Source organism: Lactiplantibacillus sp. YT640 (assembly GCF_049745435.1).
GTDB lineage: Bacteria > Bacillota > Bacilli > Lactobacillales > Lactobacillaceae > Lactiplantibacillus > Lactiplantibacillus plantarum.
The window spans coordinates 282,496-299,527 of the sequence record NZ_JBMNVY010000001.1 but is presented as its reverse complement, the minus strand read 5'-3'; the positions used below and the strand labels follow the sequence as shown (position 1 = coordinate 299,527).

Genomic DNA, 17,032 nt, shown 5'->3' with positions numbered 1-17,032 from the left:
GTTCTCGCACCAGTAGCCCCGTCATCAATTATTGAAAGTGTTAAGACACCGTTTTACTTTTTACCCTGCAATGACTGCCGCTTCGGGCTGACCCACGTTCCGGAGCCAAAGCCCAGAATGGTTTTGAGTGCAGGAATAAACGTTGCAACGACGGTGATAGGATTGATCATCCAGTAAAATAACATGTAGAGTGGGGCGAAGAACCAGTACTTTAGTTTCGCACCATGATGGTCCAACAGGAGTGCCGCTAACAGTTGCATGAACCCGGCCAATAGTTCAAAACTAACAAAGACAAATGACAACATCAAGCCGTGGTAGACTCGTTCAAAATTGCCGGTTATCAGGAAGTAACCCATCAGAATCAAAAACATCAAGGAAGTGATGACGAAGAAAAAGGACCAGATGATTGACAACGTCGAATCGACGAACATTGATAGTTGATAGCGATGAACGATTGGGTGGAAAATGAATTTCTTAATGTTCGTTAACCACACTTCCGTGCCACCCTGTGCCCAACGTTTGCGTTGATGATAAAGGTCTCGGATTGTGGTGGGGACGTTCATATGGAAGACGATGTTAGGGGCAAACCGCGGGACGGCGCCCACCATTTGGTGATCCCAGGCAATACTGATATCTTCCGTCGCGCGATTTTGTCGAAAGCCACCAACGTCAATTAGAAATTGTTTGCGGTAGAGGGTATTTGCCCCGCTATACGCGTACATAGAGTCGTTGATGGAAGTTTGACTCCGCTTGATAACACCGACGATACTAGAGAATTCAACGGTTTGAGATTTACCTAAAAGCGACGTTCGATTTTGAACATCCATATTGGCGGTGACGGCGGATGTATTCATATCGCGGTCATGGATGAAGAAATTCATATACTTCATCAGGGCGTCCTTTTCTGGAATCGTATCAGCGTCGTTGCTGAGAATATACTCACCCTGGGCAAAGTACATGCCAATATTGAAGGCGTGGGCCTTGCCCTTGTTTTTCTCAATTTCAACGGTTCGTAGCCGTGGATAGACGGACTGCAACCGTTGAATAATGGCGGCCGTCTTGTCGGTCGAACCATCGTTCATGACTAGGACCTCGTAGTTCGTATAATTGAGCTGGGTAAATAAGTATGTGATGGTTTCTTCAATCATGACTTCTTCGTTGTGCGCCGGGATCATGATGGTAATCATTGGTTGCTGTTCAGCCGGAATGTACTGCCAGTCATCATCACGCTTATTGGTCTTGATAAAGCGGTAGGATAGCGCGCCGGCGAACCAGAAAAAAGAGCCAACGATGGGGTAGAGGCATAAAATCAGGAGTGCGATGTTGATTACCGATTTAAATAAGGTTGCGGCGAATATGTGGTCAATAAAAATATTTGTCATGGCGCCCCCTGGTTAATCGTTAATATCGTCTAAATTATTTTGTTGATAAAGTTGCTGAATCTGATTAGTATCGAGATTTTGTTCTGGCTTGACCCGGTAGTGGCGGGTATATTCACGAAATTCGGCATTGCCGAAACGGTCCGCCATGAACTGAGCGAGCAGTTGCTGCCGTTTTTTCTGATTAATGGGATTAAAGGTTGGCCACTGTTCAACGACACGTTCACGCTTACGATTCTGTATAATGGTCATGGTCACTGCAAAAAGGGATGCGAGTGCAAAGCAAAAGGCTAGTAAGATACCGATGAACTTAAATTCGAAAAGACCTTCATGGTAGTGCCAGAAACGCGGAATGTGTGGATTATAACTTGACCAAATGGAAAGGACTGTCACGGTGATGGGCACAATCACTGCGAGCCAACCCACGATACCAACGATCGTTTGGCGAATCTTGAGTCCCCAATGGCCAGTGTCAAAGTACGCATCAGAGTATAGTTGTTGCCGATTAACATCATCAGTGGTTGGTTTAGGCATCGTGGTTCTCCTTTGTGGTTGATTGCTGGGGATTGATTGGATGGCCGAATAAGTAGCCTTGGCGAATGCTGATTTGCAGTTGCTCGGCGAGCTGTTCATCGGCCTCATTTTCGATTCCCATTAGAATTAGATCAATATTGTTTTCCTTAGAGAGCTGATTCCAGAATTGGAGGTTCAGGTCCAGCCAGACGGATGGGTCTTCCTTGCGAAATGAGCGCATTGAGCATTTGAGCGTGTCGATATCTTTTAAAAGCCACTGAATGTTTTTAAGATTGGCTAGACTTGCACCGACGTTATCGATTCCAAACTGCATGCCGTAACCGCGGGCTTCACGAATTCGCCGCCGAAATAGGCGTTTATTGATACGACGTGGTTGGTATTGAGGTGTGTACTCAATTGCCAAGTGCATCGGTTCGATGTTCGCAATTGCCCAGCGAACAAAATAACGGAATTCGGGACTGATGATTTGTTCGTATTCTAAATTGATTGATAACGTAATCGCTTCATCAGGTAGCGCCTTAAAGGTATCTTCAAGCAGGAAGATCACCCGCTGAAGTGGAAGTGAGTCAAGTTGTGGTGGTAATGACCACGAACCATCAGTATTTTGTTGACGCAGGAGACATTCATAGCCGGTAGTGCGGCCACGAAAATCGACTTGTTTTTGAATAAAGTAGCGTAGATTAAAATCATCATTTTCAAGGTAATTGTTGGAACGTTTGCGGGAGTACCAATAGTAAGTACCAATCGTCAGGATGAAGATGACCGCAATTGAGCCTGTCAACCACAGTAATCCTATTTCTAATTGTGCTAGACTCATCTAATATAATCTCCGTAAGAAAAACTTATGGTAACAGGAAAGGCGACTAACCGTCGTAGTTGACAGTGTCAAACATTTTGACATTATAGGCCTAATTTTGCACAGTTTCAACAAAAATTATCTCTTGATAAATAGAAATAATTTTTGATTAGCGTTAATCAGTCCTGTCTTATGAACGAATCGCGCAACCGCACATCAACACTGTTTAGCCAACTAAACCACCAGTGATTGACGGGGTTTTAGTGGTCGCTTATAATCGATAATGACTTTGACGGATATTTTAATAAGTATAGAAGAGGGTTATCATAAAATGAAAATTGTTTTAACGGGTTCAATCGGTCGTATTAACCAGACCTTGGTACCTAAGCTGACCCATGCTGGTCATGAAGTGACGGTCATCAGTCATCAAGCAATTCGCAGTAGTTTGATAAAGGTTTTTCGCGCAACCCCTGCCATTGGTCGACTTGATGACGAAGCGTTTTTGACCAAGACGTTCATGGGCGCTGACGTGGTATACCTCATGGTAACTGGTATAGCGGCGAGTGATGATCTTTATACCGCTGCCAAACGACAAGCGGACATCTATGCCGCTGCGATCAAGGCAGCCGGCGTAAAACGAGTGGTGAATCTGAGTAGCGTGGGGGCCGACTTGGGACCAGAAGTCGGTGCACTTTACATGTATCATATTATCGAACAAACGTTAACAACCGCTTTACCAGACGTGGACTTAACGTTTATCCGCCCAACGGCAATGTACTATAATTTACTGAGCAGTGTGCCAACCGTTAAAAAGAGTCATCGAATCTACACAAATGCCAATTTGGCTGTTAAGAACGTGTGGGTTGCGCCGGTCGACGTTACAACTGTACTGATTAAGGCGCTGACCGAACCGACACCGGGGCAAACGGTGACATATGTTGCGAGTGATGAGAAAACTTATTTGGAAGTTGCTTCCGTACTGTCACAGGCTCTTAAAATGCCGGATTTGCGCGTTTCACAAGTGCCTGATGAGGTCATGCAAGATCATTTAGTGACTGCCGGAACCCCGGTCGCATTTGCACGGGAATATGTTAAAACGGTCGCTTACCAGCGTGACCACGATTTTTACGCGGATTATCGAGCACATCAACCTCGATTAGGCGATGTTAAACTTGCTGACTTTGCCCAAGTCTACGCTGAAGATTACCATAATCAACAAGTTCTTAAACACTAGTAGGCGTTAGATGCAGCCGTGCCTACTAAAAAACACCCCTGAGTTAAACGACTCAGGGGTGTTTTAGACTGCCATCATTGCTTAGCGAACCATCAGTTCTAAGCGACAAATGCAAAGTAGAGAATGAAGACGACCATCATCGTCCACATGAGGGCGTTTACTTCACGCCAACGGCCTTTGACCGTCATGGTGATTGGGTAGAAGATAAAGCCAACGGCCAAACCTTCTGAGATACTGTAAGTTAGTAGCATCATAATCATGGTGAAAAAGGCTGGGACGGCGATTTCAAACTTGGTCCAATCAATATATTGAACGTTTGATAACATTAAAATACCAACGATAATCAGGGCTGAAGCGGTCACCGCGGACGTAATCACCGTCAAAATTGGAGAGAAAAAGGCGGCGATGGCAAACAAGAGGGCAACGAAGACGGAAGATAACCCAGTACGGGCCCCCACGGCAACGCCGGAAGTCGATTCAACATAAGCCGTCGTCGGTGACGTGCCAAAGACTGCTCCTAAAGTTGTGGCGAGTGCACCACTAAAGAGCGCTTTACCAACGCCTTTGACTTCGCCGGATTCTTTGTCCACCATGCCGGCTTCGGTTGCCACCCCAACCAAGGTTCCCGACGTATCGAAAAGGCCAATGATGAAGAACGTCAGGATGACAATGATCATTTGAAACGAATTAATATTACCAAGGTGTGTCACAGCTTGACCAAAAATCGGTTGAACGCTCGGAACCCCACTGATAATCCCAGTTGGTAGGGGAATAATACCGAAGATCATTCCGACTGCGGCGGTGATGAACATGCCCCAGAAAATACCACCAGTTACATTAGCGGTGACTAGCATGATGCCGACGATAATCCCGAAAATCGCCAACAAAACGGTGGGACTGTGCAAGTTACCCAGGGCGACCGCGTTGGACTTATTCGCAACGATAATCCCAGAGGTTTGTAGTCCTGAAAAAGCAATGAACAAGCCAATTCCGGCAGATACGGCGTATTTTAGCGCACTTGGAATCAAGTTGATCAGTTTATCGCGTAACTTGGAGAGCGTTAGTAGGATGAAAAGAATTCCGGCAACAAAGACTCCCGCCAAAGCGGTTTGCCAAGGAATGTGCCATTCCTGGACAACTGTATAAGTAAAGAAGGCATTCAGCCCCATCCCCGGTGCTAATGCTACGGGAAAGTTGGCAACTAGCCCCATCAAGAGACAACCAACAATGGCCGCTAAAATCGTTGCGGTGAAGACGGCGGTCTTACTCATACCAGTACTTCCCAATAGTTCGGGATTTACGGCTAAAATATATGACATGGCTAAAAAGGTCGTCAGACCACCAATCAACTCGCGGCGGACTGAAGTGCGGTTTTCACGCAAATGAAATAATTGTTCTAGAATAATGACCCACTCCTAAAATTAATAAAAAACTAACAATTCAACAATTGTCTAGTATAACATACTGATTTTTAGGGTAACAGGGGATTAATCAGTTTATTGCCTCACGATGGCTTGTTTTTGGAATGGACCAGGTTTAGATGACTCTTCGGCAGCATGGGCAAGTTTTATGCCAAGTCGAAAGAAAGTTACTTTAAAAAAAGTCTTCACCGGTACGACGGTTGACATTCAGCAAAAAATGGCAGTATAAAGCAATCAATAGAATGAGAGCGGCTATTAAGTAGCAGAACAAAAAAACAGCGGTTCACTGCCAGATTAGGACTGTGAACCGCTGCTTTTAAGCGTCATAATTAAGGTTGTTCTGTTTCATTGAGACCGACTGATTCATCATCAACCGTGTTTTCGGCTGCGTGGCGGTTGAAGAGTAAGTTAAGGCCAACTGCGGCTACACTACCAACGACCACCCCGTTGCTCAACATGATTTGAAGTGCACCAGGTAAGAATTGGAAGATATTGGTTTGCACCGTGACGCCCAAACCAAGACCAATCGAAACGGCTGCCACGAGTAAATTATTGTTATTGCGGAAATCGACTTGAGCTAACATTCGAATCCCTTGAATGCCAACGATCCCGAACATGACGACCATGGCGCCACCAAGTACTGGGTCGGGGATAATCGTCGCTAGCGCACCAATCTTAGGCAGTAGGCCCAATACAACTAAGAACGCAGCGGAAAAGTAAATTGGCTTTCGCGTCTTGACACCAGATAATTGAACGACGCCGACATTTTCAGAAAATGTTGAATAGGGGAAGGTACTGAACAAGCCACCGAGGATGACGGCAATTCCTTCTGCCCGGTAACCACGTTTTAAATCGTCGCCTTCAATTTTACGACCGGTAATGTCGCCAAGGGCAAAGAAGACCCCGGTCGATTCAACCATCGTTGTTAAGGAGACGAGGATCATGGTCAAAATGGATGACCATTCAAAGTGCGGGGTCCCAAAGTAAAAGAGGGTCGGTAAATGGAACCAGCTAGCTTCAGCGACGGGTTTTAAAGAAACCATCCCCATTGCCCCGGCAATCAAAGTCCCAACTAAAATACCAATCAGAATCGAGACGGATTTCATGAAGCCACGTGCAAACACGCTAATTAATAAAATAATTGCGATGGTGAGAAAACCAATGCCAAGTGCTTGCAAGTTACCGAAATCCTTGGCACTGGTGTCGCCGCCACCAAGATTTTGGAAGGCGACCGGAATCAGCGTGAATCCAATAATTGTGATTAGCGATCCCGTAACGACTGGTGGAAAGAGGTTCTTGATCTTTGAAAATAAGCCGGCAATCAGAAAAATAAAAATACCAGCACCAATGATTGAGCCATACATGGTCCCCAGCCCATATGTTTTACCGATTTGAATCAACGGATTGACGGCTTGAACGGCACAGCCAAGCACGACGGGAAGCCCGATTCCTGTTAGTGGTGTACGTTTTAATTGTAGGAACGTTGCGATCCCACACATGAAAATGTCGATTGAGACTAGGTAAGTTAATTGTTCTTGGCTGAAATGCAAGGCCGCGCCAATCAATAATGGCACGAGCACATCACCCGAATACATAGCTAACAGATGTTGAAACCCTAAAATGGCCGCCTTAACATTGGTAATTTTAGGTGCTGCGGATACTTCCTTCAAATCAATCTTCCTCTCTCGATTAAGCTGATTTGCCTATAAAAAAAGTCACCCCGGCAAACGGGATGACCTCGTTTGCTTATAGTCCAACCTTTACGGGGTTGGGTAGAAACTCGTCAACCATATCATGACATTATATAGGCAATTACCACTTATTTGAATGAGACTTATTCTAGCACAGATGAAAACCGAATACAAATGTAGCCGAATAAATTAATGTTCGTGAAAACGATATTTTTTTGGAAGATGAAAATGAAAACGTTCACTTTTGTGATTGTTGATTATGCCAAAGTAGCACTGCCATTTCTAGTGTTTGGGTCTGTTCAGGATCGTCCAAGTTCAACGTTAGCATTTTTTCGATCTTTTTAAGGCGGTAAATCACCGTATTGCGGTGAATATCTAGGTGGCCGGCCACTTCGGCAATGTTTTGATGGTAATAAAAATAGCCATACAGGGTCGTGAGTAGATTAAGTTGTTCATTCGCACTGACACCACTGACGAGTCCACCTAAAACCCGTTCGACAAACGATCGCGCTTCATTTTGTGGAATCAGTGAAATTAGTTCCTTGACGTACTTGGGCCGATAGATCGTGACTGCGTGGGGACTGTTTTTGCTGAGTGCCAAGGCTTCTGCCGCTTCATTATAGGTTGTTGCGAGTTCGGTTAGTGGTAGAGTCGAATAACTGTAACCAGCAATCAAACGCGCCTGTCTGTCCAACTTTGGCTGAATAAATTGAACGAGGGCGGTCAGAAAGTGCTGGGCATTTTGCTGGTCATTGATTAATAAGACCAATTGCTGCTTTAATGAAAAAACAATGACGGATGCTTGGTATTCTTTAATAAACCACAGTGTCAGTTGCTGAACCTGTTCCAAGAGATGGTTACTTAAGAGGGCCTGGTGATTAGTCGTGACTAAAATGGTGGCGCAGTGGAACTTCGTACTCGGATCAATATTGCGGGCTTTCAGAGTCTTATTCACGAGGTCGTTTGAAATACCGCCATCCATTACGTTTAAGTAGAAACCACTTTGGTTGCGGAATGCGGATTCGTTTAACATGTCCACCCGACCATTGACGAAACTCAAGGTGTTTAAGACGACTTGCGTCAGCATCTGATCAGTTGAGTTGGCCGGGTCCAAGTCGACGACGCCTACAAAGGCCTTATTTTCCTTATAAGCCGAAAATAGTGGCATGATGGTCAGGTCATTTGCTTGGTAAGGGAGAATGACGCGGGTATTGAGGTTGAAATAGTCGATATCGGTTTGATTGCGTAAAAAATCAGTCAAGGTATTGCGGGTCATCGGTAAATCTTGGGAAGCACTGACCACCCGAAAATGACTATCCATTAAGAAGAGAGGATGATGAATTAGCTCGCTACATTTATTCAAGACCGTGGTGTTGGTTGGGTCTTTGAGCAACAAATCCGCTAGTGTTTGGTTTGCCTTGACGATGCGACTGAGCTCATTAGTTTGTGACTTTAAGATGATGCTCAGCATTTTGCGCATGGTTTCAGAAATCAACTCATCACCGGGCGTAATAATGATTGGAAAAGCGAGTTCGTTCGCTAATTCAATCACTTTTTTTGGTAAATGGTCAACGTAACGATGATCCTTAAATCCGAGACCAGCACAGTTGGCATTGTGCATCGCCTTGATCAAAGTTAGTGGGTCGGTGGTTGTATTGACGAAGGGATAGCCGTTCGTAATCAAAAACTGACCATTAGCAAGGTAGTCAGCAATGTCAGGTGACTCGATCATTCCGATATTACTAATTTCGCGTTTGAGACCGCGTTCACCCGCAATTACCCGCATATGTTGCATTGATGGTGTTTGTAATAGTGTTTGTAAACGCATGGTAAGTCCCCCTACAATTAGTTATCTTTAACAAGTAGTATACCGATAATTTGGCAGTTTGACTATAATTAAATGAAAAATAGATTAAAAACAAATGAAGCGTCGAACCAGTGTTATGGGTTAAGGAATTTAAGTATTGGAAAGGTTTATCCTCATTTAAGCGCAGGAGTAGCCGGCGCAGGACTGCTGAAGAAAGTTTTGTTTAGTGTAAATTCACCTGGTTAGGGCGTTGGATGCCGACATACAGAAACGGGATTCGCTCGGGTTGAGACTTCCAGTTAGCTAAGTGAAAGTTCACCCCTCAACGTTGCCGTTGAGATAATCTTCAGTTTCAACCCGTCTGAACTTCACCGGCTTCCAGTGCTGAGTATTGTCAGCAACGCCTTTCAGTCGAGGTGGTGTTCAAGTGATGGGTGGACTTAACTTTTGCTGAGTTTGTTGTTGCTCATAAAGGGTAGATTTCGCATATAATGATATTTTGATAGACCATTTGTTGCTAAATTAGCACGTTAAGATTGAAACAGTCATTAAAGTGAATTGATGGTCTCCCAGCTTTAATTGAAGTTCTAATATCAACGGATTCAACGACCAATGGTACTAATATTAGGCGACCGCTCATCATTTATTCTTAGAGGCCGGAATAAGACGATCACGTGTCACGATTGGAAATCTATTGAACTCGCCAGGTTCCTCAATGATGCTTGTCAACATAAAGGGCAAATGACCAAAGTCGTCAGATAATTAACGCGACTTAAGTTGATTAGTCCTTGACAGTTGTGGTGGAGTTCGTTACACTTAGTCCAATTAAACAAGCACCTTTAACTTAGTCCTGTGAGGCTAACAAGGGGAACGGTCATGTAGGGTCTCCCACGCTTTTCGCAGGAAAACAGGGTGACTCTTTTTTTACCCCGTGGATTAAGGTGAAATTACAGAAATGGAGCTGACAAACTAATGGCACGAGAAGTCGTTGATGCAATGACCATGCGCCGCGCGCTGACGCGGATCACTTATGAGATTATTGAGCAGAATAAGGGTGTTGGTAACCTGGTATTTATCGGTATCAAGACTCGTGGGATTTTTTTGGCCCAACGGTTAGCGCAACGATTGAAACAGTTGGAAGGCGTTGACGTGCCAGTTGGTTCGTTAGATATCACGTTATATCGGGATGATCATCATGCGGTTGATGTTGCCGGTCAAGCGAAGCTAAATGGTGCTGATATTCCGGTTGATATCAATGGCAAACACGTTATCTTGGTCGATGATGTCTTATTTACAGGCCGGACAGTTCGGGCTGCGCTAGATGCCTTGATGGACCATGGACGTCCCGCAAAGATTTCGTTAGCGGTCTTAGTCGATCGTGGACATCGTGAATTACCGATCCGGCCTGATTTTATTGGTAAAAATATTCCAACGGCCTTGGATGAACAAGTCAGTGTCGCCCTTGAAGAACACGACGGACATGATGGAATTAGTATTGAAAAATTAGAAGAATGATTTAATTGAATAAAACCATTTAATTGTTTCCAGAGAGGAACGAAACGGTTTGGTCATGCGTGACCACTTAATCGGAGTCTAGCCTCTTTGCAAACATTTTTGCGGAAGCTAGACTTTTTTTATATACAAAGGAGACGGCAATAGCCATGAAAACGAGTCAAAACCTAGTTAGTGTTGAACAATTTAGTAATCAGGACGTGATGGCCTACTTGAAGTTGGCCCAAGCTTTCAAGAATGGGAAAACGGTACAACTGTCACAGCCAACGTTTGCGATGAACTTATTTTTTGAGAATAGCACCCGCACACATACAAGTTTTGAGATGGCCGAACGACGATTAGGATTACAGGTGATTCCGTTTGACCCAAAGACTAGTTCCGTGACTAAGGGCGAAAGCTTGCTGGATACTTTGAAAACGATTGAAGCCATTGGCGTCAACTTGGCAGTGGTTCGGCATCCACGCGATCGTTATTATCAACCACTTCTCGACGCCGGGTTTGACATGAGTTTGATCAATGCTGGTGATGGTAGTGGGCAACATCCGTCACAATCGTTGTTGGATATGCTAACTATTTATGAAGAATTTGGTCATTTTGATGGTTTAAAGATAGCTATTGTGGGTGACTTGGCCCATTCACGTGTGGCCCGTTCCAATATGGCGTTACTGACGCAACTAGGAGCCCAGGTTTACTTTGGCGGCCCCAAAGAATGGTATGGCCGTGACTTTGAAGCATACGGCGAATATCAGACGATGGACCAGTTAGTCGCAACGATGGACGTCATGATGTTATTACGTGTCCAACACGAACGATTATCGCAAGTGAACAATCAGACCTTCGATGCGTCTGCCTACCATCAACAGTATGGTTTAACAGCTGAGCGCGCCGCACGAATGCCCAAGCATGCGATTATCATGCATCCGGCCCCCGTTAATCGAGGTGTTGAGCTAGCGAGTGACTTAGTTGAAGCGCCGCAATCACGAATTTTTCAGCAGATGACGAATGGTGTTTATATTCGGATGGCAATGGTGGCGAGCGTCCTCGCTCATCAAGGATTAATTTCAGCAACTCAAGTGGAGGTTTAACGCATGACAACATTAATTAAGAATGCTCAAGTGTGGCAAGCAGGGCAGTTACAAACAACGGATATCCTGATTGCCGAGGGCCGAATTAAGGCGATCGGGCATCAACTGCACGATCAGTTTGGACCGGCGGATCACGTCATTTGTGCCGATCAGCACTTTGTTAGTCCGGGCTTTGTCGACGTACACGTCCATTTACGCGATCCTGGTCAAACAGCGAAGGAAACGATTGCGACCGGAACGTTAGCCGCGGCGCATGGCGGTTTCACAACGGTCGGAGCAATGCCTAATGTGGATCCGGTACCCGATACACCTGAGCGGGTCGCGACGATGGTGGCGCGTAATCAGCAGGAAGCACATGTTCACGTCGCACAATATGCCAGCATTACGACTGGGCGGACTAGTGAACAGCTCGTTGACTTTGCCGGCATCAAAGCTGCGGGGGCCTTTGCCGTCAGTAACGATGGTTCCGGTGTTCAAACGGCCGGAACCATGTTTGCAGCCATGCAAGGTGCTGCTAAAGTTGGGTTGCCATTAGCGGCACACGTTGAGGATGATTCGCTTTATCATCATGGCGTGATGAACGCGGGGCCCGTTGCTGATCGGCTAGGATTGCCTGGTATCAATAATGTTTCAGAAGCGGCCCAAGTGGCTCGTGATGTCATGTTGGCGGAAGCGAGTGGGGTTCACTACCATGTTTGTCACGTCTCAACGGCGGAAAGTTTACGCGTGATTCGCAATGCGAAAGCAGCTGGCATCAACGTGACTTGTGAAGTATCGCCCCATCATTTACTCCTTTGTGATGAAGATATTACGATGGATAACCCGATGTTAAAGATGAATCCACCGTTGCGTTCAGCCAAGGATCGCGCAGCGTTAGTTGCGGGATTGTTGGATGGCACGATCGACATGATTGCGACGGACCATGCGCCGCATACTGATGCCGAAAAACAGGGCAGCATGAAGACGGCAGCCTTCGGGATTACTGGGATTGAGACTGCCTTTGCCACGCTATATACGGCGCTGGTCAAGACCCGGTTACTGACGCTCGGTCGTTTAATTGAACTGATGAGCACGCGTCCGGCTGAACTATTTGGCTTAAATACAGCCGGCCGGTTGGTAGTGGGGGCACCGGCTGATCTAACCATTATTGATTTAGATCATCAATATGAAATCGAAGCGGCCACCATGTTATCGAAGGGGCACAATTCCCCGTTTATCGGTTGGCCCGTTTATGGCAACGTCTTAATGACACTAGTTGACGGTAAGTTGGCATATGGAAAGGAAACGCAAGCATGAAACGATACTTAGTACTTGAAGATGGTACGATTTACCCCGGCACGGGGTTTGGTGCGACAACGGCCACGGTTGGTGAATTAGTCTTTAATACCGGCATGAGTGGTTATCAAGAGTCGATCACAGACCAGTCTTATAATGGCGAAATCTTGATGTTTACGTATCCTTTGATTGGAAATTACGGCATTAATCGGGATGACCATGAGTCAATCAAGCCAACTTGTAAGGGCGTTGTTGTTCACGAAGTTGCCCGACGAGCCAGTAATTGGCGTAATGCTCAGTCGTTGGACGATTATCTAAAACAGAATGCGATTCCTGGCATTATGGATATTGATACGCGGGCGGTCACTAAACATATCCGAACGAAGGGCGCGATGAAGGCCACCATCGTCGATAACGTCTTACCAGATACGGTTGACCGGCTCAAAGTCACGGAATTAAATCGGGCCGTTGTTGCCCAGAGCTCAACGAATAACGCCTATCCCAACCCAGCGACAGGCCCCAACGTGGTCGTCGTCGACTTTGGGTTGAAGCATTCGATTTTACGCGAATTAGCAAAGCGTCAATGTAACTTGACGGTGTTGCCGTACAATACCACGGCGAGTGAAATCATGGCTTTGAATCCGGATGGTGTGATGTTGACGAACGGCCCTGGTGATCCCAAAGATGTTCCGGGAGCCTTAGAGATGATCAGAGAAGTGGAAAAACATGTGCCGCTATTTGGAATTTGTCTCGGACATCAACTTTTTGCGCTAGCAAACGGTGCGGACACGTTCAAGATGAAGTTCGGACATCGTGGGTTTAACCATCCCGTTCGTGAGATTGCAACTGGGCGGATTGATTTTACGTCGCAAAACCATGGTTACGCGGTGGATCGGGATTCATTAGCGCAGACTGACTTGTTAATCACCCATGAGGAGATTAATGATGGTACCGTGGAAGGCTTGCGGCATCGCGACTACGCGGCCTTTTCCGTGCAATATCATCCGGACGCAGCGCCGGGTCCTCACGATGCTGATCATATTTTTGACGAATTTATTGATTTGATGGCGGCTAATCAAGCAACCCAGAAAGGAAGCCAATTCAATGCCTAAACGGACAGATATTCATAAAATTATGGTAATTGGTTCAGGACCAATTATTATTGGTCAGGCCGCAGAATTTGATTATTCTGGGACACAAGCTTGCCTGGCATTAAAAGAACTCGATTATGAAGTGGTCTTGGTCAATTCTAACCCCGCAACGATTATGACGGACAAAGAAATTGCGGACCAGGTCTACTTGGAACCAATTACACTTGAATTTGTTTCACAGATTCTCCGCAAAGAACATCCGGATGCGATTTTGCCAACTTTAGGCGGCCAGCAGGGCTTGAATATGGCGATGGAATTATCTAAATCGGGTATTCTCGATGAGTTGCACATTGAACTGTTAGGAACGAAGCTCAGCGCAATTGATCAGGCGGAAGACCGGGAACAGTTTAAGGCACTGATGGAAGAATTGGGCGAACCCGTGCCAGCTTCTGGTATTGCGCGGACGGTTGACGAAGCGTTGGCTTTCGCTGAGCAAGCTGGTTATCCGGTCATCGTGCGACCAGCCTTTACGATGGGGGGGACTGGCGGTGGCATCGCCGAGACGCCCCAACAGTTACACGACATTACCGAAAATGGGTTGGCGTTATCACCAGTGACCCAAGTTCTGATCGAACAAAGTATTGCCGGGTACAAAGAAATTGAGTTTGAAGTTATGCGTGATGCTGCGGATAATGCGATGGTCGTCTGCAATATGGAAAATTTTGACCCCGTGGGGATTCATACCGGTGATTCAATCGTCTATGCACCTGTTCAAACGTTAGCAGATCGCGAAGTGCAATTATTACGGGATGCTGCTTTGAAGATTATTCGGGCGTTGAAGATTGAGGGGGGCTGTAACGTTCAGTTGGCCCTCGATCCGAATAGTTTTAATTACTATATTATTGAAGTAAATCCGCGGGTCAGTCGCTCATCAGCGTTAGCCTCCAAAGCGACTGGTTACCCAATTGCTAAGATGGCTGCCAAGATTGCAGTCGGCTTACATTTGGATGAAATTAAAAATCCGGTGACGGGAACCACTTACGCTGAATTCGAGCCAGCGTTGGACTACGTGGTTTGCAAGATTCCTCGCTGGCCGTTTGATAAGTTCACCCATGCTGATCGTCGTTTGGGCACTCAGATGAAGGCGACCGGCGAAGTCATGGCGATTGGGCGCAATATTGAAGAAGCCACACTAAAGGCGGTCCGATCACTAGAAATTGGGGTGCACCACGTTGAAGAACCCGCTTTGCGTAGTGTTGACGATGATGTACTCAGCGATAAGCTCATTCATGCGCAGGATGATCGGTTATTCTACTTAACGGAAGCAATTCGCCGCGGTTACCCGATTGATGAATTAGCCGAACTCACCAAGATCAACGTGTTCTTCCTGGATAAACTATTACACATTATTGAAATCGAACAAGCCTTGCGTACCCATACGGATGACATAGAGACACTAACTGTCGCTAAACGCAATGGCTTCGCCGATCAAACGGTAGCTGACTATTGGCACGAAACAATCGATCAGGTTCGCGACTTCCGCTTAGCGCACAAACTAGCGCCCGTTTATAAGATGGTCGATACTTGTGCCGGTGAGTTTGCTTCGGAGACACCTTATTACTACGGCACTTATGAGTTTGAAAATGAGAGTATTGTCACGAAACGCCCATCCGTTTTAGTGTTAGGGTCAGGGCCGATTCGCATTGGGCAAGGGGTGGAATTCGACTATGCTACCGTTCACTCCGTTAAAGCCATCCAAAAAGCTGGCTATGAAGCGATTATCATGAATAGTAATCCGGAAACCGTCTCGACTGATTTCTCAGTATCAGACAAATTGTACTTCGAGCCACTGACGATTGAAGATGTCTTAAACGTGATCGAACTTGAAAAACCAGTGGGCGTGATTGTGCAATTTGGTGGTCAAACAGCGATTAACTTAGCGAAACCATTGGCTGACCATGGTATCAAAATCTTAGGGACGAGTGTGGCGGATGTCAACCGCGCGGAAGACCGTGACGAATTTGATAAGGTCATCAAAGCTTTAGCTATTCCACAACCGGCTGGTGATACGGCAAGTGATGAAGCAACCGCGCTAGCTATTGCGGATAAGTTGGGCTATCCCGTCCTTGTCCGGCCCAGTTATGTCCTTGGTGGCCGGGCGATGGAAATTGTCAAGAAGCGGACCGACTTAGACTATTACATGCATAACGCGGTCAAGGTGTCGCACGACCACCCCGTTTTAGTGGACAGTTATTTGGTCGGGAAGGAATGTGAAGTTGATGCCATTTGTGACGGTCAAACAGTCTTGATTCCGGGAATTATGGAACACATCGAACGGGCGGGTGTCCATTCTGGCGATTCGATGGCCGTTTATCCGCCACAGTCACTTTCGGCGGCGGTCCAAGCACAAATTGTGGATTATACTGAAAAATTAGCCATTGCGCTCAACTGTGTCGGGATGATGAACATTCAATTCGTAATCCACGACGACCAAGTTTATGTGATTGAAGTCAATCCGCGCGCGAGCCGGACGGTGCCATTCTTAAGCAAGGTCACGAACATTCCGATGGCTCAAGTTGCGACTCGGGCAATCCTTGGCCAGTCATTGGCTGAACAAGGTTATCAGACTGGCTTGGTCACACCGGGTCCCTTAGTACACGTCAAAGCGCCGGTCTTTTCATTTTCAAAGTTGAATCGTGTGGATAGTTTGTTGGGACCAGAAATGAAGTCAACGGGTGAAGTCATGGGCAGCGATGTCACGATGGCAAAGGCGCTTTACAAAGCCTTTGAAGCGGCTAAGCTACACGTGCCGAGCCATGGTAACGTACTTTTGACTGTCCGGGATGAAGACAAGCCAGAAACAGTGGCGTTAGCCAAGCGGTTCCATGCGTTGGGTTACCAATTGCTAGCGACTCGGGGAACGGCGACTGCTCTGACCACACACGGGTTACCCGTTACGACCGTCGACAAGATCGATAGTGGCGAGCATGATTTACTGCATCGCATGGAAGCTGGCGAAATTCAAGTCGTCATTAATACGGTTTCGGATGAAGAACAGGCTGAAAATGATGGTACCCTGATTCGAAACACGTCAATTATGCACGGTATTCCGTTGTTTACGGCCTTAGATACGGTCGCGGCAATTTTGCAAGTACGAGAATCACAATCATTTGTAACGCAGGCGCTCTAAATCAGGACACCCGCCGA

The 17,032-nt window shown here is 46.2% G+C and carries 12 protein-coding genes and 1 riboswitch; of the genes, 6 read left to right on the top strand and 6 right to left on the bottom strand.

Going from position 1 to position 17,032, the window contains the following annotated elements; translation table 11 throughout:
* Positions 1–53: 53 nt before the first annotated feature.
* From ACOV1R_RS01395 to ACOV1R_RS01385, 3 genes are read right to left on the bottom strand one after another with little or no spacing between them, the layout of a single operon-like run.
* A complete protein-coding gene (locus ACOV1R_RS01395) occupies positions 54–1,382 on the bottom strand; it encodes a glycosyltransferase family 2 protein (RefSeq protein WP_015825817.1) in 1,329 nt (442 codons plus the stop codon).
* Between the two features lie 12 nt (positions 1,383–1,394).
* Positions 1,395–1,913 (bottom strand): hypothetical protein, encoded by a 519-nt coding sequence (locus ACOV1R_RS01390; protein WP_054519010.1) that lies wholly within the window; start codon positions 1,911–1,913, stop codon positions 1,395–1,397.
* Positions 1,906–2,730: an EAL domain-containing protein gene (locus tag ACOV1R_RS01385; RefSeq protein WP_003642599.1), complete on the bottom strand. Its 825-nt coding sequence runs from the start codon at positions 2,728–2,730 to the stop codon at positions 1,906–1,908. Before ACOV1R_RS01385 ends, ACOV1R_RS01390 begins: the two co-directional genes overlap by 8 nt.
* A 310-nt stretch (positions 2,731–3,040) precedes the next feature.
* Between ACOV1R_RS01385 and ACOV1R_RS01380 the strand changes: the two genes are divergently transcribed.
* Positions 3,041–3,943, top strand: coding sequence for an NmrA family NAD(P)-binding protein (locus ACOV1R_RS01380; RefSeq protein ID WP_003645872.1), 903 nt, complete (start codon positions 3,041–3,043; stop codon positions 3,941–3,943).
* Between the two features lie 98 nt (positions 3,944–4,041).
* On the opposite strand, the gene ACOV1R_RS01375 is transcribed toward ACOV1R_RS01380, so the two are convergent.
* From ACOV1R_RS01375 to ACOV1R_RS01365, 3 genes are all read right to left on the bottom strand, one after another.
* Positions 4,042–5,349, bottom strand: coding sequence for an NCS2 family permease (locus tag ACOV1R_RS01375; protein WP_003644722.1), 1,308 nt, complete (start codon positions 5,347–5,349; stop codon positions 4,042–4,044).
* Between the two features lie 344 nt (positions 5,350–5,693).
* Positions 5,694–7,034, bottom strand: coding sequence for a nucleobase:cation symporter-2 family protein (locus ACOV1R_RS01370; protein ID WP_003645874.1), 1,341 nt, complete (start codon positions 7,032–7,034; stop codon positions 5,694–5,696).
* A gap of 59 nt (positions 7,035–7,093) precedes the next feature.
* A riboswitch (purine riboswitch) is annotated at positions 7,094–7,192 on the bottom strand.
* A 101-nt stretch (positions 7,193–7,293) separates the two neighbouring features.
* On the bottom strand, positions 7,294–8,883 hold the full coding sequence (locus ACOV1R_RS01365) for a PucR family transcriptional regulator (RefSeq protein WP_003645875.1): 1,590 nt from the start codon (positions 8,881–8,883) through the stop codon (positions 7,294–7,296).
* A gap of 951 nt (positions 8,884–9,834) precedes the next feature.
* Here ACOV1R_RS01365 and pyrR point away from each other — a divergent pair.
* From pyrR to carB, 5 genes are all read left to right on the top strand, one after another.
* A complete protein-coding gene (gene pyrR, locus ACOV1R_RS01360; protein ID WP_003639428.1) occupies positions 9,835–10,377 on the top strand; it encodes a bifunctional pyr operon transcriptional regulator/uracil phosphoribosyltransferase PyrR in 543 nt (180 codons plus the stop codon).
* A gap of 146 nt (positions 10,378–10,523) precedes the next feature.
* A complete protein-coding gene (locus ACOV1R_RS01355) occupies positions 10,524–11,459 on the top strand; it encodes an aspartate carbamoyltransferase catalytic subunit (protein ID WP_011101888.1) in 936 nt (311 codons plus the stop codon).
* A gap of 3 nt (positions 11,460–11,462) precedes the next feature.
* Positions 11,463–12,755 (top strand): dihydroorotase, encoded by a 1,293-nt coding sequence (locus ACOV1R_RS01350; protein WP_003644720.1) that lies wholly within the window; start codon positions 11,463–11,465, stop codon positions 12,753–12,755.
* Complete coding sequence (locus ACOV1R_RS01345) at positions 12,752–13,846, top strand: carbamoyl phosphate synthase small subunit (RefSeq protein ID WP_011101887.1); 1,095 nt, start codon at positions 12,752–12,754, stop codon at positions 13,844–13,846. Before ACOV1R_RS01350 ends, ACOV1R_RS01345 begins: the two co-directional genes overlap by 4 nt.
* Complete coding sequence (carB, locus tag ACOV1R_RS01340; protein WP_003642608.1) at positions 13,839–17,015, top strand: carbamoyl-phosphate synthase large subunit; 3,177 nt, start codon at positions 13,839–13,841, stop codon at positions 17,013–17,015. Before ACOV1R_RS01345 ends, carB begins: the two co-directional genes overlap by 8 nt.
* Positions 17,016–17,032 lie beyond the last annotated feature (17 nt).